Genomic DNA, 21233 nt, shown 5'->3' on the forward strand with positions numbered 1-21233 from the left:
TTTTATCCGCCATAGCTCAGTTGGTAGTAGCGCATGACTGTTAATCATGATGTCGTAGGTTCGAGTCCTACTGGCGGAGTATAGATTGAAACGTTCAATTGAGCGTTTTTTTATTTATAAATATAGTGGATTGTTGAAATTTCAAATTTTAATTTTTAAATCTGTAATTACCTCTTTATTTTATTTTCAGTTCGTTTAGCTTTAAATTCTTCTTTTATAGGATTTGAAGCTTTTTTAGTTCTTTTTTTTGTTAGACTAGTGTTACTAATAAGAAAGGGAATTTTTATATGATTCAAAAATTTTATGATCGAGCATTTGTCTTTTTGAAACTAGTTGAACAAGAATATGCCTCTTTAGGCCAGAGTTGTTCAGAGTGGGAATCACTTCATCTTCGTTTTTTACTATATTACTTAATCCGATTTAAAATAAAAAGTGATAGGGACTTTTCACTATATCACTTTAAAACAGCTTATCGTCTATATCTAGATAAATTCCTGCAAGGTGGTACAACTCTTATCCAATAGGAAGCATCTATATCATAATTACGAACGATAGTTGTAGCTAGTTTTTAAAAAATATAGAATTAGCTTATAATAAAAGGCTTCTGTATTTAGAAATGAGAGAATTTCCAAATCTTTTCTACTGTTTCTTCTTGATAAAATAGTGTTTTTTTCTTATAATAAATTGTAAGATATAATTGCGGGTGAAATTCCTGCCATGTATATGAGAAAGGACGAGCTGCTAGTAGCTCAGACGAATTTTATTATGACTTCAGTTGTTGTTGTAGGTACCCAGTGGGGTGATGAAGGTAAAGGGAAAATTACAGATTTTCTTTCAGCTAATGCAGAGGTAATTGCTCGTTATCAAGGTGGTGATAATGCTGGTCACACGATTGTGATTGATGGTAAGAAATTTAAGTTGCACTTGATTCCATCTGGAATTTTCTTTCCTGAAAAAATCTCTGTTATTGGGAATGGGATGGTTGTAAACCCTAAATCTCTAGTAAAAGAGTTGAATTATCTTCATGAAGAAGGTGTGACAACAGATAATTTGCGCATTTCGGATCGTGCGCATGTCATTTTACCATATCACATTGAATTAGACAGTTTGCAAGAGGAAGCTAAGGGCGACAATAAAATTGGTACTACAATCAAGGGAATCGGTCCAGCCTATATGGATAAAGCTGCTCGTGTTGGAATTCGTATTGCAGATCTTTTGGATAAAGAAATTTTTCGTGAGCGTTTGGAACGCAATCTTGCGGAGAAGAATCGTCTGTTTGAAAAATTATATGACAGTACTCCTATTTCAATTGATGATATTTTTGAAGAGTACTACGAGTATGGCCAACAAATCAAGCAGTATGTGACAGATACATCTGTTATCTTGAACGATGCGCTTGATAATGGCAAACGTGTACTGTTTGAAGGTGCTCAAGGTGTCATGTTGGACATTGACCAAGGAACTTATCCATTTGTTACGTCGTCAAACCCTGTCGCTGGTGGTGTGACGATTGGGTCTGGTGTTGGCCCAAGTAAGATTGACAAGGTTGTAGGTGTATGTAAAGCCTACACAAGTCGTGTAGGAGACGGACCTTTCCCAACTGAATTATTTGATGAAGTGGGAGATCGCATCCGTGAAGTAGGTCATGAATACGGTACAACAACTGGTCGTCCACGTCGTGTGGGTTGGTTTGACTCAGTTGTGATGCGTCACAGCCGCCGTGTATCTGGGATTACCAATCTTTCATTGAACTCTATCGATGTTTTGAGTGGTTTGGATATTGTGAAAATCTGTGTGGCCTATGATCTTGATGGTCAACGTATTGATTACTATCCTGCTAGTCTTGAGCAGTTGAAACGTTGCAAGCCAATCTACGAGGAATTGCCAGGTTGGTCAGAAGACATCACTGGAGTCCGTAATTTAGAAGACCTTCCTGAGAATGCACGTAACTATGTTCGTCGTGTAAGCGAGTTGGTTGGTGTTCGTATCTCAACTTTCTCAGTAGGTCCCGGTCGTGAACAAACTAATATTTTAGAAAGTGTTTGGTCATAGGAGATTTTTAAGATTAGTTTAAGACAGGTTGGGTATACTATAGACAGTTACAAGAAGACCTCCTAACTTGTTGTAACAAATATCCTAAACTTTTCTTTTTCATAATAATCTCCCTATTAAGTCACCGCATTCGGTGGCTTTTTTTGTGTTGAGAATCATGATATAATAATAAAATCGACAAGTAGGAAAAGAGAAGAACGATGAATTATACAGTTGAAGAAAAAGAAGCCTTTATGAGAGAGGCTTTGAGAGAGGCTGAGATTGCCTTAGAACACGATGAAATTCCAATTGGTTGTGTGATTGTCAAGGATGGAGAAATCATTGGTAGGGGGCATAATGCGCGCGAGGAGTTGCAACGGGCGGTCATGCATGCAGAAATCATGGCTATAGAGAATGCGAATGTGAGTGAAGAGAGTTGGCGACTGCTGGATTGTACGCTTTTTGTGACCATTGAGCCTTGTGTCATGTGTAGCGGGGCCATTGGACTTGCCCGTATTCCAAACGTAGTCTATGGGGCTAAAAACCAGAAATTTGGTGCAGCTGGAAGTTTGTACGATATTTTGACAGATGAGCGTCTCAATCATCGTGTAGAGGTGGAAACGGGAATTTTGGAAGATGATTGTGCAGCGATTATGCAGGACTTTTTCCGAAATCGACGGAAAAAATAATTTCTCTTTAAAAACAGAGGGGAATGTGGTATAATGAATAGTGGAGCAACAGTTCTGCGTGAAGCGGGTCAGGGGAGGAATCCAGCAGCCCTAAGCGATGTGAATTGTGTGCTCTTTTTTCGTGCTTTTTTCGAATAAATAAGATAAAATAGCCTAGAATAAATGATTATAGAAAAGAGAAAAATATGAAAATTCGTGGTTTTGAATTGGTTTCGAGTTTTACAGACGAAAATTTGTTACCGAAGCGAGAGACAGCTCACGCAGCTGGTTACGACTTAAAGGTTGCGGAACGCACTGTGATTGCTCCAGGAGAGATTGTCTTGGTTCCGACAGGGGTTAAGGCTTATATGCAGCCGACAGAAGTGCTCTATCTCTATGACCGTTCATCAAACCCTCGCAAGAAGGGCTTGGTCTTGATTAACTCAGTTGGGGTCATTGATGGGGATTATTATGGAAATCCTGGGAACGAAGGCCATATCTTTGCGCAGATGAAAAACATTACTGAACAGGAAGTCGTCCTCGAAGTTGGAGAACGTGTGGTCCAGGCTGTCTTTGCACCATTTTTAATCGTAGATGGAGATGAGGCAGACGGCGTGCGAACTGGTGGATTTGGGTCAACTGGGAAATAGAGGAATAAAATGGCAGACTATTTATTAGTTGTAGACATGCAGTCAGATTACGTTGCTGTAGGAAAAGCATATCATGAAGAACTGACTGCAGCTGTAAATGACAAAATTGCTGCTTATCCCAGTGACCGAGTTATCTATATTCTCAATCGTTTTTTCTGGGAGAGAAAAGATAGAAAGAAGAAATTTGCGACCGGCTTGCTGCTTGTATCTTCTCGTATCTTTGAGAAGCGTCGGGCTTCTTGCTTTACTAATCCAGATTTAAAAGATTTTTTAGAGGGAAACGGTGCTAAAAGCATAGAGTTTATAGGGGTAGATGGCAATGGCTGTGTCAAGGCTTCCGTTTTGGCAGCTGTCAAGGAGAATTATCAGGTTTCCGTCGATTTGTCTGCTGTCGGAGTTGTCAACCAGAAGAAATTTCAAAATACATTGTATAAGTGGCGCTCTATAGGAGTCGCAGTAGAAGGAGAATCATCATAGCTAAAAAAAAATCAACTTTTATTTGTCAAAATTGTGCTTATAACTCACCCAAATATCTAGGGCGTTGTCCAAACTGTGGGTCTTGGTCTTCTTTTGTCGAGGAAGTTGAGGTTGCTGAGGTCAAGAATGCGCGTGTGTCCTTGACAGGTGAGAAAACCAAGCCTATGAAACTGGCTGAGGTGACTTCCATAAATGTCAATCGAACCAAGACAGAGATGGAGGAATTCAACCGTGTACTTGGAAGTGGAGTGGTGCCAGGGAGTCTCGTCCTTATCGGTGGGGACCCAGGGATTGGGAAATCAACCCTTCTCTTACAAGTATCAACCCAGTTGTCTCAAGTGGGTACGGTTCTCTATGTCAGTGGGGAGGAGTCTGCCCAGCAGATTAAGTTACGAGCAGAGCGTTTGGGAGATATCGATAGCGAGTTTTATCTCTATGCAGAGACCAATATGCAGAGCGTTCGAGCTGAGGTAGAGCGTATCCAACCTGACTTTCTCATCATCGACTCTATCCAGACTATTATGTCTCCTGAGATTTCAGGGGTGCAAGGATCTGTGTCTCAAGTGCGAGAGGTGACAGCTGAACTCATGCAGCTAGCCAAGACTAATAACATTGCCATCTTTATCGTAGGGCATGTGACCAAGGAAGGTACTCTGGCTGGTCCTCGTATGTTGGAGCATATGGTAGATACAGTGCTTTACTTTGAAGGGGAGCGTCACCATACCTTCCGAATCTTACGAGCGGTCAAAAACCGTTTTGGTTCCACTAATGAGATTGGGATTTTTGAGATGCAGTCAGGTGGATTGGTTGAGGTGCTCAATCCGAGTCAAGTTTTCCTAGAAGAGCGTTTGGACGGAGCGACTGGTTCATCAATTGTGGTGACTATGGAAGGAACCCGTCCGATTTTGGCGGAGGTTCAGGCTTTGGTAACACCAACCATGTTTGGAAATGCTAAGCGCACAACGACAGGTCTTGATTTCAATCGTGCGAGTCTGATTATGGCTGTTTTGGAAAAACGAGCAGGGCTTCTTTTGCAAAATCAGGATGCTTATCTCAAATCTGCTGGTGGCGTCAAATTGGATGAGCCTGCCATTGACTTAGCCGTTGCAGTGGCTATTGCCTCTAGTTACAAGGACAAGCCTACCAATCCTCAGGAATGTTTTGTGGGTGAACTGGGCTTGACCGGAGAAATTCGGCGCGTGAATCGCATCGAACAACGCATAAATGAAGCGGCAAAACTGGGCTTTACCAAGATTTATGTACCCAAGAATTCCTTGACAGGAATCACTCCACCCAAGGAAATTGAAGTCATTGGTGTGACAACGATTCAAGAAGTTTTGAAAAAGGTCTTTGCATAATCCGTGACAAATCCTCTTAAAAATGATAAGATAGGAGAAATATTTGATTATCAAATTTTTCAGGAGGGAATCGTGTCGTATTTTGAACAGTTTATGCAAGCCAATCAGGCTTATGTTGCCCTACATGGGCAGTTAAATCTGCCACTTAAACCCAAAACCAGAGTAGCTATCGTGACCTGTATGGACTCACGTCTACACGTTGCGCAAGCTCTAGGTTTGGCCCTTGGGGATGCTCATATCTTGCGGAATGCGGGTGGTCGAGTAACTGAGGACATGATTCGTTCACTGGTGATTTCCCAGCAACAAATGGGGACAAGAGAGATTGTGGTGCTTCACCATACAGATTGTGGAGCTCAAACCTTTCAAAATGAAAGTTTTCATGAACATTTGAAACACGAGCTCGGAGTCGATGTGTCTGATCAAGATTTTTTACCATTCCAGGATGTGGAAGAGAGTGTGAGAGAGGATATGCAATTGCTTCGAGAATCTCCACTGATTCCTGATGATGTGGTTATTTCAGGTGCTGTCTATGATGTGGATACAGGAAGTATGAGAGAAGTATACTAACTTTGCCTCGAAAAAATCTCATCCTATCATAAAATCGATTGTTAAAATGTAGGATTTTCAGATTTAATATAGCTAATATAAAATAGTATAAAACAAGGGTATAAATGTTTACTCTTGTTTTATTTTTGATTGAAAAATAAAGGAAAAAGCGCTACAATGGTAGATGGAAAATGTTGTGTAAAAACAAGTGATACATAAATACCGGAGGAAATCATGTCTTTTTCTGATTTAAAGCTGTTTGCCCTTTCTTCTAATAGAGAATTGGCAGAGCGTGTGGCGCAAGAAATTGGGATAGAGTTGGGGAAATCGACTGTTCGCCAATTTTCAGACGGAGAGATTCAGGTCAACATCGAAGAATCAATCCGTGGGAAACACGTCTTTATCCTACAATCAACTAGTTCACCTGTAAATGATAATTTACTTGAAATTTTGATTATGGTGGACGCATTGAAGCGTGCTAGTGCAGAATCTGTCAATGTTGTTATGCCTTACTATGGCTATGCACGTCAGGATAGAAAAGCGCGCGCGCGTGAGCCAATCACAGCAAAACTCGTTGCAAACATGCTAGAAGTTGCTGGGGTAGATCGTTTGTTGACGATTGATTTGCACGCTGCACAGATTCAGGGATTCTTTGATATTCCTGTAGATCACTTGATGGGTGCTCCCTTGATTGCGGACTATTTTGAACGTCGTGGCATGGTTGGCTCTGACTACGTGGTTGTCAGCCCAGACCATGGTGGGGTGACTCGTGCTCGTAAATTGGCAGAGTTTTTGAAAACTCCGATTGCGATTATTGACAAACGCCGTAGTGTAGACAAGATGAATACCAGTGAAGTGATGAACATCATTGGTAAGGTAGAAGGTAAGACTTGTATTTTGATTGACGATATGATCGATACAGCTGGAACTATTTGTCATGCGGCGGATGCTCTTGCTGAAGCAGGTGCTGTTGAGGTTTACGCAAGCTGTACGCACCCAGTTCTTTCAGGACCAGCTATGGACAATATCCAAAAATCAGCTATTAAGAAATTGGTTGTTTTGGATACGATCTACCTACCAGAGGAGCGTTTGATTGATAAGATTGAACAAATTTCGATTGCTCATCTTCTTGGCGATGCCATTATCCGTATCCACGAAAAACGTCCTCTTTCTCCCCTATTTTGTATTGAGAAAAAGATTTAATCTTTCACTTGAAGTAGACAGAACTCCTAGCAGGTTTCTTTTCTTGCTAGGAGATTTTTATAGTCAAAATCTGCAAGCCTTTTCAAAATATGCTATACTGAGAAAAAAGGAGGATTTCTATGAGCCAAGAATTTATCAATCCAAGTGATGGTGTGATCCGTCAGTATCTTACAACCAGTAAAACGTTAGCGGTAGTGGGTTTGTCCGATCGTGAAGAAACAACTAGCAATCGAGTGACTAAGGAAATGCAGGCTCGGGGCTATAAAATCATTCCAGTTAATCCCAAGGCTGCAGGTGGGGAAATCTTGGGAGAGAAGGCTTATGCGAGTCTAGCTGAGATTCCTTTTCCTGTAGATATCGTCAATGTATACCGACGTAGCGAGTTTTTACCAGATGTGGCGCGTGATTTTCTCAAGGCTGATGCCAAGATTTTTTGGGCACAACTGGGACTTGAAAGTCTAGAAGCGGAAGAAATCTTGCGTGCTGGAGGATGCGATGACATCGTGATGAATCGTTGCATCAAAAGAGAACATACACGTTTAATTCTTGAACAATAAAAAGGTAGCCATGGGCTACCTTTTTATTTTATAAAGTACCAATCAATGCTTGCATGCCAAGACTGGTGAGGATGATGGCAATCCAGCAAAGGGCTCCAAGAAGAATGGATTTACCGCTGGATCTGACCATGGCTACTAGATTTGTTTTGAGACCGATGGCACTCATAGCCATGATAATGAGGAATTTGGAGAGTTGTTTGAGAGGGGTAAAGAAGCTACTAGACACACCGAGAGAGGTAAGGAGAGTCGTTAAGAGAGAGGCCAGGATAAAATAAAGGATAAAAAGTGGGAAAACTTTTTTCAGTTGTACGCCTTGTTTATTTTTTTGTTGGCGGCTTTGCCAATAGGAGAGAAAGAGCGTGATAGGAATAATGGCAAGGGTGCGTGTGAGTTTCACAATGGTTGCAGACTCAAGGGTATTGGTTTGGTAAAGACTGTCCCAGGAGCTGGCGGTAGCCGTTACAGAGGAAGTGTCATTGACCGCAGTTCCTGCAAAGAGGGCGAAGCCTTCATTTGATAAGTGAAGCCAGGTTCCTAGAGTTGGAAAGATGAGCGCAGCCAAGACATTGAAGAAAAAGATAACGGAGATGGATTGGGCAACTTCTTTTTCCTTGGCATGGATAACGGGCGCTGTCGCAGCAATGGCAGAGCCACCACAGATAGAAGACCCCACTCCAATCAAGGTAGCCAGTTTTGTGTCTAGCGCAAAGAAACGCTGGAAGAGGTAGGCAACAATCAAGGAAATCGAAATGGTGGAAAGGATGACAGGGAGTGAAGATTGTCCAACTGCGAAGACTTGCGAGATATTGAGACCAAAACCGAGTAAGATAACGGCATACTGGAGCAATTTCTTTGAACTAAAGGTCAAACCTGCATCTAGTTGTTTGTAGGGTGAGAGCCAGGGGTGGAGGAGCATTCCAGCAAAAATTGCAAAGACAGGTGCACCCACCACGGGGAAAAATCCTCCCAGGAACCAAGATACGATAGAAATGAGAAGGCAGGCCAAGATTCCTGCTCCATTTTTTGATAAAAATGACATATAAACCTCCGAAAATAAGCACTTATTATTATAGTCCTGTCGAGAAGAAAAGTAAAACAGAAAGTGAAAAATGCGGGTTTCAGATGGATTTTGCGGTCAGGAAGCTTTTGTAGTATAATAGTACTATGTTCTGTAAGCAAGGGGGATATCTATGGACTTAACCAAACGCTTTAATAAACAGTTAGACAAGATTCAAGTTTCCTTGATTCGCCAGTTTGACCAGGCAATTACAGAGATTCCTGGGGTCTTGCGTTTGACCTTGGGGGAACCTGATTTTACAACGCCAGATCATATCAAGGAGGCAGCCAAGCGGGCCATTGACCAGAACCAATCCTACTATACAGGGATGAGCGGTTTACTGACCTTGCGCCAGGCTGCTAGCGACTTTGTAAAAGAAAAATACCAGCTAGATTATAATCCTGAAAATGAAATTTTGGTTACAATTGGGGCGACAGAGGCTTTATCTGCTACTTTGACAGCTATTTTGGAAGAGGGGGACAAGGTGCTCTTGCCAGCTCCTGCCTATCCAGGCTATGAACCGATTGTCAATCTGGTTGGGGCAGAGATTGTCGAGATTGATACAACTGAAAATGGTTTTGTCTTGACTCCTGAGATGTTGGAAAAGGCCATTTTGGAGCAAGGGGACAAGCTCAAAGCTGTCATTCTCAACTATCCAGCTAATCCGACAGGAATTACCTATAGTCGGGAGCAGTTGGAAGCCTTGGCAGACATTTTACGCAAGTATGAGATTTTTGTTGTCTGTGATGAGGTTTACTCAGAATTAACCTATACAGGCGAAGCCCATGTATCTTTGGGAACTATGCTGAGAGACCAGACTATTATTATCAATGGTTTATCTAAATCGCATGCTATGACTGGTTGGCGTTTAGGCTTTATCTTTGCTCCTGCAACTTTCACAGCTCAGTTAATCAAGAGTCACCAATATTTGGTTACTGCCGCAAATACTATGGCTCAACATGCTGCAGTGGAGGCTTTGACCGCTGGTAAAAACGACGCCGAGCCTATGAAGAAGGAGTACATTCAGCGTCGAGATTATATCATCGAAAAGATGACTGCTCTTGGTTTTGAGATTATCAAACCAGATGGGGCCTTCTATATATTTGCTAAGATTCCAGCAGGTTACAATCAAGACTCCTTTGCTTTTCTGAAGGATTTTGCCTATAAGAAGGCTGTTGCCTTTATCCCTGGTGCAGCCTTTGGGCGTTACGGAGAAGGCTATGTGCGTCTGTCTTATGCAGCCAGCATGGAAACGATCAGAGAAGCCATGAGACGACTTGAGGAGTACATGAGAGAAGCATGATTCAGTCTATCACGAGTCAAGGCTTGGTGCTCTACAATCGTAACTTTCGTGAGGATGACAAGCTAGTCAAAATTTTTACCGAGCAGGCGGGCAAGCGCATGTTTTTCGTCAAACACGCTGGTCAGTCCAAACTAGCTCCTGTTATTCAGCCCTTGGTGTTGGCACGATTTCTCTTGCGTATCAATGATGATGGACTTAGCTACATTGAGGACTATCACGAGGTGATGACCTTTCCCAAGATTAATAGTGATCTCTTTGTCATGGCCTATGCAACCTATGTGGCTGCTCTTGCAGACGCTAGTTTGCAGGATAATCAGCAGGATGCTCCCTTGTTTGCTTTCTTGAGGAAGACTCTGGAGTTGATGGAAGCAGGGATAGATTATCAGGTTTTAACCAATATTTTTGAAATTCAAATCTTGACTCGATTTGGAATCAGCCTTAATTTTAATGAGTGTGTCTTTTGCCATCGGGTTGGTCAGGCCTTTGACTTTTCTTTCAAATATGGAGCTTGCCTCTGTCCAGATCATTATCATGAGGACGAGAAACGTTGCCATTTAAATCCCAACATCCCTTATTTGCTCAATCAATTTCAAGCCATTGATTTTGAGACCTTGGAAACCATTTCACTCAAGCCTGAAATCAAGCAAGACTTGCGCAAGTTTATGGATCAACTCTATGAAGAGTACGTTGGGATTCACCTAAAATCAAAAAAATTCATTGATTCCCTAGCAGACTGGGGACAATTACTAAAAGAGGAAAACAAATGAAAAAAATCGCAGTAGATGCTATGGGGGGCGATTACGCACCTCAAGCCATCGTTGAGGGTGTCAATCAAGCCCTAGCTGACTTTTCAGATATTGAGATTCAACTCTACGGAGATGAAAGCAAGATCAAGCAATATCTAACAGCGACAGAGCGCGTCAGCATTATCCATACGGATGAGAAAATCAACTCAGACGATGAGCCGACAAAAGCTATCCGTAAGAAGAAAAATGCCAGCATGGTATTGGCAGCTAAGGCTGTTAAAGAGGGAGAAGCAGACGCTGTCCTCTCTGCTGGTAACACAGGTGCCTTGTTGGCTGCAGGATTCTTCATTGTGGGTCGTATCAAAAATATCGATCGTCCAGGACTCATGTCTACCTTGCCGACCATTGATGGAAAAGGGTTTGACATGCTAGACCTTGGAGCCAATGCGGAAAATACAGCCCAGCACCTCCATCAATACGCTGTCCTAGGTTCCTTCTATGCGAAAAATGTTCGTGGAATTTCGAAACCACGTGTTGGTTTGCTCAACAATGGAACAGAAAGCAGCAAGGGAGATCCGCTTCGTAAGGAAACATACGATTTGTTAGTAGCTGATGAAAGTTTGAACTTTGTCGGAAACGTGGAAGCGCGTGATCTGATGAATGGCGTTGCGGATGTTGTCGTAACAGATGGTTTCACGGGAAACGCTGTTCTCAAATCCATTGAAGGGACAGCCATGGGAATTATGGGCTTGCTCAAGACAGCTATTACAGGTGGTGGTCTTCGAGCGAAGCTAGGTGCTCTACTTCTCAAGGATAGTCTTAAGGGGTTGAAGACACAGCTCAACTATTCAGATGTTGGAGGAGCAGTCTTGTTTGGCGTCAAGGCGCCAGTTGTAAAAACTCATGGCTCAAGTGATGCCAATGCTGTGTACAGTACGATTCGTCAGATTCGTACCATGCTAGAAACAGACGTAGTTGCTCAAACTGCGCGTGAATTTTCAGGAGAATAAAAAAGATGACAGAAAAAGAAATTTTTGACCGTATTGTAACCATTATCCAAGAGCGACAGGGAGAAGACTTTGCCGTAACAGAGGCCTTGAGTTTGAAAGACGATCTAGATGCGGACTCAGTGGATTTGATGGAGTTTGTCTTGACACTAGAAGATGAATTTGGTATCGAAATCACTGATGAGGAAATCGATCAACTTCAAAGTGTAGCGGATGTAGTAGCAATTATTAAAGATAAAAAATAGCCAAAAGCAACATGCAAGTCATGTTGTTTTTTTATTTGCGGAAAAAAGAGAAACTTTTAGTAGAAATTGCGAATAAAGAGATGAGAAAGAAAAAGGAGGAATGTTTATGTATGTGACCGGTTTTTATCCATGGTTCATTAAGTGGTTTTTAAAATAAATATGAATAAATTGTTCATTTTCGAATTGTTTTTCGAATAGACAGATAAGGAAAAAGGGAAGGAGAGAAGAAAATGATTTCAGTAATTTATCCAATCTGGTTTTTAAAATGGTTTAAAGCCTAGAAACCATAAACTAAAAATAAAGGAGAAAAAAGATGACAAATTTTGACAACATGGAACAGAACTTTGTAGCTCTTACAGAAGAAGAGTTGACGGATGTGAATGGGGGGATTGCTTGGGAGATGGTCTCTGTAGGTATTGCAATTGGTTGGGGAATTTACCAAGTTGGCGAAGCTGCTGGTAAAACATTCTATTATATTACTCATCCATAATTTTTGATAAATATGAGCAAAAAAACATTTTGGATTATACTATTCGTTATTACAATAGTAGTAACTGCTATTGGTTTAGGATTATCTGCATATAATTATTTTGTTTTTAACAGACCTTTTTTTAATAGTACTACTAAAGGACTGCTATCTGCGTTTTTCTTGAGTGTATTAATGATTATTGTGGGTATGTTGAAAGAACATTAATTTTTATTAGTATAATGAAGGAGGAATTATGTTAAATTTACAAACGTTGGAACAAAACTATCCAACTTTAAACGATCTTGAACTACAAGAAGTAGATGGTGGGGGAGTGCTACTTTTCGTTGGTGGAGGAATTGTTTCTCTCGGACTCCTAGCTTGGGGTGCCTATAATGGTTATCAGTCAGCAGCGAGAGGTGGCTAATATAAACAAAATAAATCTACCTACGTGGTTTGAATGTTTTGACATACCTAGGATTCCATCATCCTTGATGACATTTATCTTACTTTATAGAAATATCATTTCAGAATAGTTTATTTCTGGACATTCATTTTTTAACGGTTACTTTAAGCAGGCAGAACTTTTGTTCTGCTTTTTACATTTAAATGATAGTTTATGCTTTTGAAAGTGCGTTTTAGGCGTAAAAATAGTTTATTTGGGAATATTCTCCTGTTTTTATCCTTGTTTGGTTAAAATAATCTTACAAAGTTTTAAGAGATTATTAGAAAAAAGGAGATGGATATGAAATTTGGGAAAAGGCACTATCGTCCCCAAGTGGATCAGATGGATTGTGGCGTGGCTTCCTTGGCCATGGTATTTGGCTACTATGGTAGTTATTATTCCTTGGCTCATCTACGAGAGTTAGCCAAGACGACCATGGATGGGACGACCGCTTTGGGACTTGTAAAGGTGGCAGAGGAGATTGGGTTTGAGACGCGGGCTATCAAGGCGGATATGACGCTCTTTGATTTGCCAGATTTGACCTTTCCTTTTGTGGCTCATGTGCTCAAGGAAGGGAAATTGCTCCACTACTATGTGGTAACAGGTCAGGATAAAAAGCATATTCATATCGCTGATCCGGATCCTGGTGTCAAGCTGACCAAGATTTCCCGTGAGCGATTTGCGCAAGAATGGACAGGAGTCAGTCTCTTTATGGCTCCGTCTCCAGACTATAAACCCCATAAGGAGAAAAAACAGGGACTCCTATCCTTCTTGCCAATCTTGCTCAAACAGCGGGGTTTGATTGCTAATATCGTTTTGGCAACACTCTTGGTAACCCTGATTAATATCGTGGGCTCTTATTATCTGCAGTCTATCATTGACAGTTACGTACCAGACCAGATGCGTTCGACCTTGGGCATTATCTCAATAGGACTAGTCATAGTCTATATCCTCCAGCAGATTTTGTCTTATGCGCAAGAATACCTCTTACTTGTTCTGGGGCAACGCCTGTCAATTGATGTGATTTTGTCCTACATCAAGCATGTTTTTCACCTGCCAATGTCCTTTTTTGCGACACGCAGGACAGGAGAAATCGTGTCTCGTTTTACAGATGCCAACAGTATCATCGACGCGCTGGCTTCGACCATTCTGTCGATTTTCCTAGATGTGTCGACGATTTTGATTATCTCGCTCGTGCTATTTTCACAGAACATCACGCTCTTTTTCATTAGTCTGCTTGCACTTCCCATTTATACAGCGATTATCTTTGCCTTTATGAAGCCTTTTGAAAAGATGAATCGGGACACTATGGAAGCCAATGCGGTTCTGTCTTCTTCTATTATCGAGGACATCAACGGTATTGAGACTATTAAATCTTTGACCAGTGAAAGCTTACGCTATCAAAAGATTGATAAGGAATTTGTGGCTTATCTGAAAAAATCCTTTACCTATAGTCGGGCAGAAAGCCAGCAAAAGGCACTGAAAAAAGTTGCCCAGCTCCTGCTCAATGTTGCCGTTCTCTGGCTAGGAGCCATTCTTGTTATGGATGGGAAAATGAGTTTGGGCCAGCTGATTACCTATAATACCTTGCTTGTTTACTTTACCAATCCCTTGGAAAATATCATCAACCTACAAACCAAACTTCAGACAGCGCAGGTCGCCAATAACCGTCTAAATGAGGTGTATCTAGTAGCTTCGGAGTTTGAGGAGAAGAAAACGGTAGAAGATCTGAGTATGATGAAGGGAGAAATGACCTTCAAGCAAGTTCACTATAAGTATGGCTATGGTCGTGATGTCTTGTCGGATATCAATTTGACTATTCCGCAAGGGTCTAAGATGGCTTTCGTGGGGATTTCAGGTTCGGGTAAGACCACCTTAGCCAAGATGATGGTTAATTTCTACGATCCAAGTCAGGGAGAGATTAGTCTGGGCGGTGTCAATCTTAATCAGATTGATAAAAAGGCCCTGCGCCAGTACATCAACTATCTGCCTCAACAGCCCTATGTCTTTAACGGAACGATTTTGGAGAATCTGCTCCTTGGAGCCAAGGAGGGGACGACTCAGGAGGATATCTTACGGGCAGTTGAATTGGCAGAGATTCGGGAGGATATCGAGCGCATGCCACTGAATTATCAGACAGAATTGACTTCGGATGGGGCAGGTATTTCTGGGGGGCAACGACAACGAATCGCTTTGGCGCGTGCTCTTTTAACGGATGCGCCTGTTCTGATATTGGACGAGGCGACCAGCAGTCTGGATATCTTGACAGAGAAGCGGATTGTGGATAATCTCATGGCTTTGGATAAGACCTTGATTTTCATCGCCCATCGCTTGACCATCGCTGAGCGAACAGAAAAGGTTGTTGTTTTGGATCAGGGCAAGATTGTCGAAGAAGGCAACCATGCAGACTTGCTTGCCCGAGGTGAATTTTACGCCCATTTGGTCAATAGCTAGAAAGAGGAGAAGATGAAACCAGAATTTTTAGAAAGTGCGGAGTTTTATAATCGTCGTTACCATAATTTTTCCAGTAGGGTGATTTTACCTATGTCACTTCTGTTCGTGTTTTTACTAGGATTTTCAGTTTTTGCAGAGAAGGAGATGAGTTTGTCTACCAGAGCAACTGTCGAACCTAGTCGGGTCATTGCCAATATCCAGTCGACTAGCAATCAACGGATTGTGGCAAATTATCTGGAAGAGAACAAGTTGGTCAAGCAGGGGGATCTACTCGTTCAGTACCAGCAAGGGGCGGAAGCTGTTCAAGCTGAAGCATACGCCAATCAGTTGGAGATGTTAAAGGATCAAAAAAAGCAGTTGGGATATTTGCAATCTAGTTTGAAAGAGGGGAGTGATCAATTTCCAGAGGCGGATAAGTTTGGATATCAGGAAATGTTTCGAGACTATCTCAGCCAAGCTAGTAGTCTTAGGAGCAATGTTTCGCAGCAAAATGCCAACATCTCCTCGCAGAATGCGGCAACAAGTCAGAGTCAGGCCGAGATCGGCAACCTTATCAGTCAAACACAGGATAAAATTCGAGATTACAAAACAGCTAAGTCAGCGATTGAAACAGGGGCTCAACTGGATAGTCAAAATATAGCCTACTCATTTTATCAGACCTATAAAAACCAAGGTGAAGAAGATCCGCAAGCTAAATCGCAAGTTATTGCACAGGTGGATGCACAAATTACCCAGCTAGAGTCTAGTTTAGCTACTTATCGTGTGCAGTATGCGGGTTCTGGAGCTCAACAAGCCTACGCAACGGGACTGGATAGTCAACTTGAATCCCTCAAGTCTCAGCACCTAGTCAAAGTCGGTCAGGAATTAACCCTTTTGGATCAGAAAATTTTGGAGGCAGAGTCGGGTAAGAAAGTCCAAGGAGGTCTGCTGGACAAGGGAAAAATTACAGCAAGTGAGGATGGGGTGCTTCACCTTAATCCTGAAACCAGTGATTCTACCATGGTTGCAGAGGGGACATTGCTAGCCCAACTCTATCCATCCTTGGAAAAAGAAAGCAAAACTAAACTCACGGCTTATCTCAGTTCAAAAGATGTTGCAAGGCTCAAGGTCGGTAATTCTGTCCGTTTCACTACAAGCAAGGATGCCAATAAAGAGCTCGTTCTTGTTTCTGCGATTACGAATATTGACGCGACAGCTACCAAGACTGAAAAGGGCAATTTCTTTAAAATAGAGGCGGAGACCAGTCTGACTGCTGAACAGGCAGAAAGTCTTCGCTATGGTTCAGAAGGGCGTTTGACGTTAATCACAGGGAAGAAAAGCTATCTCCGTTATTTTTGGGATCAATTTTTGAATAAAGGGTAATATTCGTGTTTTTCAGAGGATAAATGATTTTAAAACTGTAAGAAGAGCTTATCTTGCAGTTTTTCTTTACGCTTAAAATAGGAGAACGTTATTTATTCGTGAAAAACTTGAATTTTTTATGTTTTTGTGGTAGAATGTGCTCAAGTAAAACGAAAGGCGAACTTTAAAATGTCAAAACAACTGATCTATTCGGGAAAAGCCAAGGATATCTATACAACTGAGGATGAAAATCTCATTATTTCAACTTACAAGGACCAGGCGACTGCTTTTAACGGTGTCAAGAAGGAGCAGATTGCGGGTAAGGGAGTGTTAAATAATCAGATTTCATCTTTTATTTTTGAGAAATTAAATGAGGCTGGTGTAGCGACTCATTTTGTGGAGAAGCTTTCGGATACGGAACAGCTCAATAAAAAGGTGGAGATTATTCCTTTGGAAGTTGTACTCCGCAACTACACGGCTGGTTCCTTTTCAAAACGTTTTGGTGTAGAAGAAGGTATCGCATTTGAGACTCCAATTGTCGAATTTTACTATAAAAATGATGATTTGGATGATCCCTTTATCAATGATGAGCATGTGAAATTCCTAAAAATTGCGGATGACCAGCAGATTGTTTACTTGAAGGAAGAAACCCGTCGTATCAATGAGCTCTTGAAAGCTTGGTTTGCTGAGATTGGTCTTAAATTGATTGACTTTAAGCTAGAGTTCGGTTTTGACAAGGATGGTAAGATTATCTTAGCAGACGAATTTTCACCAGATAACTGCCGTTTGTGGGATGCAGATGGCAACCACATGGATAAGGACGTTTTCCGTAGGGGATTGGGAGAACTAACTGATGTTTACGAGATTGTCTGGGAAAAGTTGCAGGGTTTAAAATAGCACCTTCAAGGTCATTTGTGAACATTGCAAAAGCTGAAATAAAGGAATAAGAATTGATGAATAAACGTATTTTTGTTGAAAAAAAGGCTGATTTTCAGGTCAAGTCAGAGAGTTTGGTGAGAGAGCTCCAGCACAACTTGGGATTGTCAACTTTAAAAAGTATTCGAATCGTGCAGGTTTATGATGTTTTTGGCTTGTCAGAGGATTTGTTTACGCCCGCCGAGAAGCATATCTTCTCTGAGCAGGTGACAGACCATGTCTTGGATGAAGCGGCTGTGCAGGCGGATCTTGCCAATTATGCTTTCTTTGCCATTGAAAGTTTGCCAGGACAGTTTGACCAGCGTGCAGCTTCTTCACAGGAAGCCTTGCTTTTGCTGGGAAGTTCGAGTGACGTGACGGTCAACACAGCACAATTGTACTTGGTTAATAAAGATATTGATGTGACTGAGTTGGAAGCGGTCAAGAACTACCTGCTCAATCCAGTGGATTCTCGTTTTAAGGACATCACGACAGGCATTGCCAAGCAGGAATTTTCTGAGTCAGACAAGACCATTCCTAAATTGACCTTCTTTGAAAGCTATACAGCAGAAGACTTTGCTCGCTACAAGGCCGAGCAAGGGATGGCCATGGAAGTGGATGATTTGCTCTTTATCCAAGACTACTTCAAGTCAATCGGGCGCGTGCCAACTGAGACTGAGCTCAAGGTGTTGGATACTTATTGGTCTGACCACTGCCGTCACACGACTTTTGAGACCGAGTTGAAAAACATTGACTTCTCAGCTTCTAAATTCCAAAAGCAATTGCAGGCGACTTATGACAAGTATATTGCCATGCGTGATGAACTAGGTCGGTCTGAAAAGCCACAAACCTTGATGGATATGGCGACTATTTTTGGTCGTTATGAGCGTGCTAATGGGCGTTTGGACGACATGGAAGTGTCAGACGAAATCAATGCCTGCTCGGTTGAAATCGAAGTGGACGTTGATGGTGTCAAGGAACCTTGGCTCCTCATGTTTAAAAACGAAACCCACAACCACCCAACTGAGATTGAACCATTTGGTGGCGCGGCTACTTGTATCGGTGGTGCCATTCGTGACCCATTGTCAGGCCGTTCCTACGTTTACCAAGCTATGCGTATCTCAGGTGCTGGTGATATTACAGCTCCAATTTCGGAAACTCGCGCTGGTAAATTGCCACAACAAGTCATTTCGAAGACAGCGGCTCATGGTTATTCTTCGTATGGTAACCAGATTGGTCTGGCGACGACTTACGTTCGTGAATACTTCCACCCAGGGTTTGTGGCTAAACGCATGGAGCTAGGTGCCGTTGTTGGTGCTGCTCCTAAGGAAAATGTAGTCCGTGAAAAACCGGAAGCCGGTGACGTGATTATCTTGCTAGGTGGTAAGACTGGGCGTGATGGTGTCGGTGGTGCAACGGGATCTTCTAAGGTTCAAACAGTTGAGTCTGTAGAGACTGCTGGTGCTGAGGTCCAAAAGGGGAATGCCATCGAAGAACGCAAGATTCAACGTCTTTTCCGTAATGGTGATGTCACTCGTCTTATCAAGAAATCCAACGACTTTGGTGCTGGTGGTGTCTGTGTAGCCATCGGTGAATTGGCAGACGGTCTTGAAATCGACCTCAACAAGGTTCCTCTTAAATACCAAGGATTGAACGGTACCGAAATTGCTATTTCTGAATCACAAGAACGGATGGCTGTGGTGGTTCGTCCTGAGGACGTAGATGCCTTCGTTGCGGAATGTAACAAAGAAAATATTGACGCTGTTGTGGTTGCGACAGTGACTGAAAAACCAAATCTAGTCATGCACTGGAATGGTGAAACCATCGTCGACTTGGAACGTCGTTTCCTTGATACCAACGGTGTGCGCGTAGTCGTTGATGCCAAGGTGGTAGACAAGGGTGTCAAACTTCCAGAAGAACGCACAACAAGCGTTGACACACTTGAAGCAGATACCCTTGCGGTTCTATCTGATCTCAACCATGCGAGTCAAAAAGGATTGCAAACCATCTTTGACTGTTCGGTCGGTCGTTCAACGGTCAATCACCCACTTGGTGGTCGCTACCAACTCACACCAACTGAGGCATCTGTGCAGAAATTGCCAGTTCAACACGGTGTAACTCACACTGCATCAGTCATGGCTCAAGGTTTTAACCCTTATGTAGCAGAATGGTCTCCATACCATGGCGCTGCCTATGCAGTAATCGAAGCGACTGCTCGTTTGGTAGCTGCTGGTGCAAACTGGTCCAAGGCTCGCTTCTCATACCAAGAGTATTTTGAGCGAATGGACAAGCAAGCTGAGCGTTTTGGTCAGCCAGTAGCAGCTCTTCTAGGCTCTATCGAAGCACAAATCCAGCTTGGTTTGCCATCTATCGGTGGTAAGGACTCTATGTCTGGTACTTTTGAAGAATTGACTGTACCGCCAACCTTGGTTGCCTTTGGGGTGACGACGGCAGATAGCCGTAAGGTGCTCTCTCCTGAGTTCAAGACTGCTGGTGAAAATATCTACTACATCCCAGGTCAATCTTTGGCACAAGAGATTGATTTTGATCTTATCAAGTCTAATTTTGCTCAATTTGAAGCTATCCAAGCTGATCACAAAGTAACATCTGCATCAGCTGTTAAATATGGTGGTGTCCTTGAAAGCTTGGCTCTTGCTACTTTTGGGAACCATATTGGTGCAGAGGTGACCTTGCCTGAACTTGAAACAGCCTTGACTGCTCAATTGGGCGGATTTGTCTTCACATCTCCTGAAGAAATCGCTGGAGTAGAGAATATTGGACAAACGAAAGCAGACTTTACACTCGTTGTCAACGGTGTGAAGCTAGATGGACACAAACTTGACAGTGCCTTCCAAGGGAAACTGGAAGAAGTTTACCCAACAGAATTTGCTCAATCTAAAGAATTGGCTGAAGTGCCAGCTGTCGCTTCTAACGCAGTCATCAAAGCCAAAGAAACTATTGAAAAACCGGTGGTTTACATCCCAGTATTCCCAGGAACCAACTCGGAATATGATTCAGCCAAGGCATTTGAAAAAGAAGGTGCAGAAGTCAACTTGGTGCCATTCGTGACCTTGAATGAAGAAGCCATTGTCAAGTCAGTTGAAACCATGGTTGACAATATCGGCAAGGCAAACATTCTCTTCTTTGCAGGTGGATTCTCAGCTGCGGATGAACCGGATGGATCAGCTAAATTTATCGTGAATATCTTGCTCAATGAAAAAGTGCGTGCAGCCATTGATAGCTTTATCGCTCGTGGTGGTTTGATCATCGGTATCTGTAATGGATTCCAGGCCTTGGTCAAATCAGGTCTTCTTCCATATGGAAACTTTGAAGATGCTAACAGTACCAGCCCAACCCTCTTCTACAATGATGCCAACCAGCACGTGGCCAAGATGGTGGAAACTCGGATTGCCAATACCAACTCACCATGGTTGGCTGGAGTACAAGTGGACGATATCCATGCCATTCCAGTATCGCACGGTGAAGGGAAGTTTGTTGTGACGACTGAGGAATTCGCTGAGCTCCGTGACAATGGACAAATTTTCAGTCAATACGTTGACTTTGACGGCAAACCAAGTATGGATTCTAAGTACAATCCGAATGGTTCTGTAAATGCCATCGAAGGAATTACCAGCAAGAACGGCCAAATCATCGGTAAAATGGGACACTCAGAACGTTATGAAGACGGTCTCTTCCAAAACATCCCAGGAAATAAAGACCAGCACCTGTTCGCGTCGGCTGTGTGTTATTTCACAGGGAAATAA

General features: G+C 42.4%; 20 protein-coding genes, 1 tRNA gene and 1 other RNA gene. 21 read left to right on the plus strand and 1 reads right to left on the minus strand.

Features of this window, described 5'->3' with window-relative positions; all coding sequences use genetic code 11:
• The first annotated feature begins 5 nt into the window (after window positions 1-5).
• The 11 genes from HMPREF2655_RS03655 to HMPREF2655_RS03705 all read left to right on the plus strand — a co-directional run bounded on the left by HMPREF2655_RS03655 (window position 6) and on the right by HMPREF2655_RS03705 (window position 7490).
• A tRNA-Asn gene (locus HMPREF2655_RS03655) sits at window positions 6-79 on the plus strand.
• Between the two features lie 208 nt (window positions 80-287).
• The gene (comW, locus tag HMPREF2655_RS10380; RefSeq protein WP_000614974.1) at window positions 288-524 is read left to right on the plus strand and encodes a sigma(X)-activator ComW; all 237 of its coding nucleotides are present in this window, start codon (window positions 288-290) and stop codon (window positions 522-524) included.
• Window positions 525-765: 241 nt separating this feature from the next.
• Entirely contained in the window at window positions 766-2052 is a 1287-nt protein-coding gene (locus HMPREF2655_RS03665) for an adenylosuccinate synthase (protein ID WP_070837622.1), read from the plus strand.
• A gap of 200 nt (window positions 2053-2252) precedes the next feature.
• On the plus strand, window positions 2253-2720 hold the full coding sequence (tadA, locus tag HMPREF2655_RS03670; protein ID WP_001110101.1) for a tRNA adenosine(34) deaminase TadA: 468 nt from the start codon (window positions 2253-2255) through the stop codon (window positions 2718-2720).
• Window positions 2721-2752: 32 nt separating this feature from the next.
• Window positions 2753-2851: signal recognition particle sRNA small type (gene ffs / locus HMPREF2655_RS03675), an RNA gene on the plus strand.
• Window positions 2852-2905: 54 nt separating this feature from the next.
• A complete protein-coding gene (locus HMPREF2655_RS03680) occupies window positions 2906-3349 on the plus strand; it encodes a dUTP diphosphatase (RefSeq protein WP_070837624.1) in 444 nt (147 codons plus the stop codon).
• 9 nt (window positions 3350-3358) lie between these two features.
• Window positions 3359-3826, plus strand: coding sequence for a cysteine hydrolase family protein (locus HMPREF2655_RS03685; protein ID WP_000796429.1), 468 nt, complete (start codon window positions 3359-3361; stop codon window positions 3824-3826).
• Between the two features lie 20 nt (window positions 3827-3846).
• Complete coding sequence (gene radA, locus HMPREF2655_RS03690; protein ID WP_257367848.1) at window positions 3847-5184, plus strand: DNA repair protein RadA; 1338 nt, start codon at window positions 3847-3849, stop codon at window positions 5182-5184.
• 72 nt (window positions 5185-5256) lie between these two features.
• Window positions 5257-5751 (plus strand): beta-class carbonic anhydrase, encoded by a 495-nt coding sequence (locus HMPREF2655_RS03695; RefSeq protein ID WP_002876632.1) that lies wholly within the window; start codon window positions 5257-5259, stop codon window positions 5749-5751.
• A 213-nt stretch (window positions 5752-5964) separates the two neighbouring features.
• Window positions 5965-6933, plus strand: a complete 969-nt coding sequence (locus HMPREF2655_RS03700; RefSeq protein ID WP_000010174.1) for a ribose-phosphate diphosphokinase — start codon at window positions 5965-5967, stop codon at window positions 6931-6933.
• A 119-nt stretch (window positions 6934-7052) separates the two neighbouring features.
• The gene (locus tag HMPREF2655_RS03705) at window positions 7053-7490 is read left to right on the plus strand and encodes a CoA-binding protein (protein ID WP_070837626.1); all 438 of its coding nucleotides are present in this window, start codon (window positions 7053-7055) and stop codon (window positions 7488-7490) included.
• A gap of 28 nt (window positions 7491-7518) precedes the next feature.
• Here HMPREF2655_RS03705 and HMPREF2655_RS03710 read toward each other — a convergent pair whose 3' ends face one another.
• Complete coding sequence (locus HMPREF2655_RS03710; RefSeq protein WP_070837628.1) at window positions 7519-8529, minus strand: YeiH family protein; 1011 nt, start codon at window positions 8527-8529, stop codon at window positions 7519-7521.
• Between the two features lie 151 nt (window positions 8530-8680).
• Between HMPREF2655_RS03710 and HMPREF2655_RS03715 the strand changes: the two genes are divergently transcribed.
• From HMPREF2655_RS03715 to HMPREF2655_RS03760, 10 genes are all read left to right on the plus strand, one after another.
• Window positions 8681-9850, plus strand: a complete 1170-nt coding sequence (locus HMPREF2655_RS03715; RefSeq protein ID WP_070837630.1) for a pyridoxal phosphate-dependent aminotransferase — start codon at window positions 8681-8683, stop codon at window positions 9848-9850.
• Complete coding sequence (gene recO, locus HMPREF2655_RS03720; RefSeq protein WP_070837632.1) at window positions 9847-10617, plus strand: DNA repair protein RecO; 771 nt, start codon at window positions 9847-9849, stop codon at window positions 10615-10617. Before HMPREF2655_RS03715 ends, recO begins: the two co-directional genes overlap by 4 nt.
• Entirely contained in the window at window positions 10614-11606 is a 993-nt protein-coding gene (plsX, locus tag HMPREF2655_RS03725) for a phosphate acyltransferase PlsX (protein ID WP_000717432.1), read from the plus strand. The genes recO and plsX overlap by 4 nt, the downstream gene beginning before the upstream one ends.
• A 5-nt stretch (window positions 11607-11611) precedes the next feature.
• Window positions 11612-11848 carry an acyl carrier protein gene (locus tag HMPREF2655_RS03730; RefSeq protein ID WP_000136435.1) on the plus strand — a complete coding sequence of 79 codons (237 nt, stop codon included), beginning with the start codon at window positions 11612-11614 and terminating at the stop codon, window positions 11846-11848.
• A gap of 313 nt (window positions 11849-12161) precedes the next feature.
• Entirely contained in the window at window positions 12162-12338 is a 177-nt protein-coding gene (locus HMPREF2655_RS03735) for a hypothetical protein (RefSeq protein ID WP_000180837.1), read from the plus strand.
• 232 nt (window positions 12339-12570) lie between these two features.
• Window positions 12571-12741 carry a H354_08695 family bacteriocin-like peptide gene (locus tag HMPREF2655_RS03740; protein ID WP_070837635.1) on the plus strand — a complete coding sequence of 57 codons (171 nt, stop codon included), beginning with the start codon at window positions 12571-12573 and terminating at the stop codon, window positions 12739-12741.
• 318 nt (window positions 12742-13059) lie between these two features.
• The gene (comA, locus tag HMPREF2655_RS03745; protein ID WP_070837637.1) at window positions 13060-15213 is read left to right on the plus strand and encodes a peptide cleavage/export ABC transporter ComA; all 2154 of its coding nucleotides are present in this window, start codon (window positions 13060-13062) and stop codon (window positions 15211-15213) included.
• A 12-nt stretch (window positions 15214-15225) separates the two neighbouring features.
• Complete coding sequence (gene comB / locus HMPREF2655_RS03750) at window positions 15226-16575, plus strand: competence pheromone export protein ComB (RefSeq protein WP_070837639.1); 1350 nt, start codon at window positions 15226-15228, stop codon at window positions 16573-16575.
• Between the two features lie 168 nt (window positions 16576-16743).
• Window positions 16744-17451, plus strand: coding sequence for a phosphoribosylaminoimidazolesuccinocarboxamide synthase (gene purC / locus HMPREF2655_RS03755; protein WP_070837641.1), 708 nt, complete (start codon window positions 16744-16746; stop codon window positions 17449-17451).
• 56 nt (window positions 17452-17507) lie between these two features.
• Window positions 17508-21233: a phosphoribosylformylglycinamidine synthase gene (locus HMPREF2655_RS03760; protein ID WP_070837643.1), complete on the plus strand. Its 3726-nt coding sequence runs from the start codon at window positions 17508-17510 to the stop codon at window positions 21231-21233.

The sequence above is a fragment of the Streptococcus sp. HMSC066F01 genome (assembly GCF_001837335.1).
Classification (GTDB): domain Bacteria; phylum Bacillota; class Bacilli; order Lactobacillales; family Streptococcaceae; genus Streptococcus; species Streptococcus oralis_S.

Bases quoted from the DNA above. Each gene is read 5' to 3' on its own strand.
- recO (WP_070837632.1), top strand. From the start codon at position 9,847: ATGATTCAGTCTATCACGAGTCAAGGCTTGGTGCTCTACAATCGTAAC.
- HMPREF2655_RS03715 (WP_070837630.1), top strand. From the start codon at position 8,681: ATGGACTTAACCAAACGCTTTAATAAACAGTTAGACAAGATTCAAGTT.
- plsX (WP_000717432.1), top strand. From the start codon at position 10,614: ATGAAAAAAATCGCAGTAGATGCTATGGGGGGCGATTACGCACCTCAA.
- HMPREF2655_RS03665 (WP_070837622.1), top strand. From the start codon at position 766: ATGACTTCAGTTGTTGTTGTAGGTACCCAGTGGGGTGATGAAGGTAAA.
- HMPREF2655_RS03735 (WP_000180837.1), top strand. From the start codon at position 12,162: ATGACAAATTTTGACAACATGGAACAGAACTTTGTAGCTCTTACAGAA.
- HMPREF2655_RS03740 (WP_070837635.1), top strand. From the start codon at position 12,571: ATGTTAAATTTACAAACGTTGGAACAAAACTATCCAACTTTAAACGAT.
- HMPREF2655_RS03705 (WP_070837626.1), top strand. From the start codon at position 7,053: ATGAGCCAAGAATTTATCAATCCAAGTGATGGTGTGATCCGTCAGTAT.
- HMPREF2655_RS03710 (WP_070837628.1), bottom strand. From the start codon at position 8,529: ATGTCATTTTTATCAAAAAATGGAGCAGGAATCTTGGCCTGCCTTCTC.
- HMPREF2655_RS03730 (WP_000136435.1), top strand. From the start codon at position 11,612: ATGACAGAAAAAGAAATTTTTGACCGTATTGTAACCATTATCCAAGAG.
- HMPREF2655_RS03680 (WP_070837624.1), top strand. From the start codon at position 2,906: ATGAAAATTCGTGGTTTTGAATTGGTTTCGAGTTTTACAGACGAAAAT.
- HMPREF2655_RS03760 (WP_070837643.1), top strand. From the start codon at position 17,508: ATGAATAAACGTATTTTTGTTGAAAAAAAGGCTGATTTTCAGGTCAAG.
- HMPREF2655_RS03685 (WP_000796429.1), top strand. From the start codon at position 3,359: ATGGCAGACTATTTATTAGTTGTAGACATGCAGTCAGATTACGTTGCT.
- HMPREF2655_RS03700 (WP_000010174.1), top strand. From the start codon at position 5,965: ATGTCTTTTTCTGATTTAAAGCTGTTTGCCCTTTCTTCTAATAGAGAA.
- comB (WP_070837639.1), top strand. From the start codon at position 15,226: ATGAAACCAGAATTTTTAGAAAGTGCGGAGTTTTATAATCGTCGTTAC.
- comW (WP_000614974.1), top strand. From the start codon at position 288: ATGATTCAAAAATTTTATGATCGAGCATTTGTCTTTTTGAAACTAGTT.
- tadA (WP_001110101.1), top strand. From the start codon at position 2,253: ATGAATTATACAGTTGAAGAAAAAGAAGCCTTTATGAGAGAGGCTTTG.
- comA (WP_070837637.1), top strand. From the start codon at position 13,060: ATGAAATTTGGGAAAAGGCACTATCGTCCCCAAGTGGATCAGATGGAT.
- purC (WP_070837641.1), top strand. From the start codon at position 16,744: ATGTCAAAACAACTGATCTATTCGGGAAAAGCCAAGGATATCTATACA.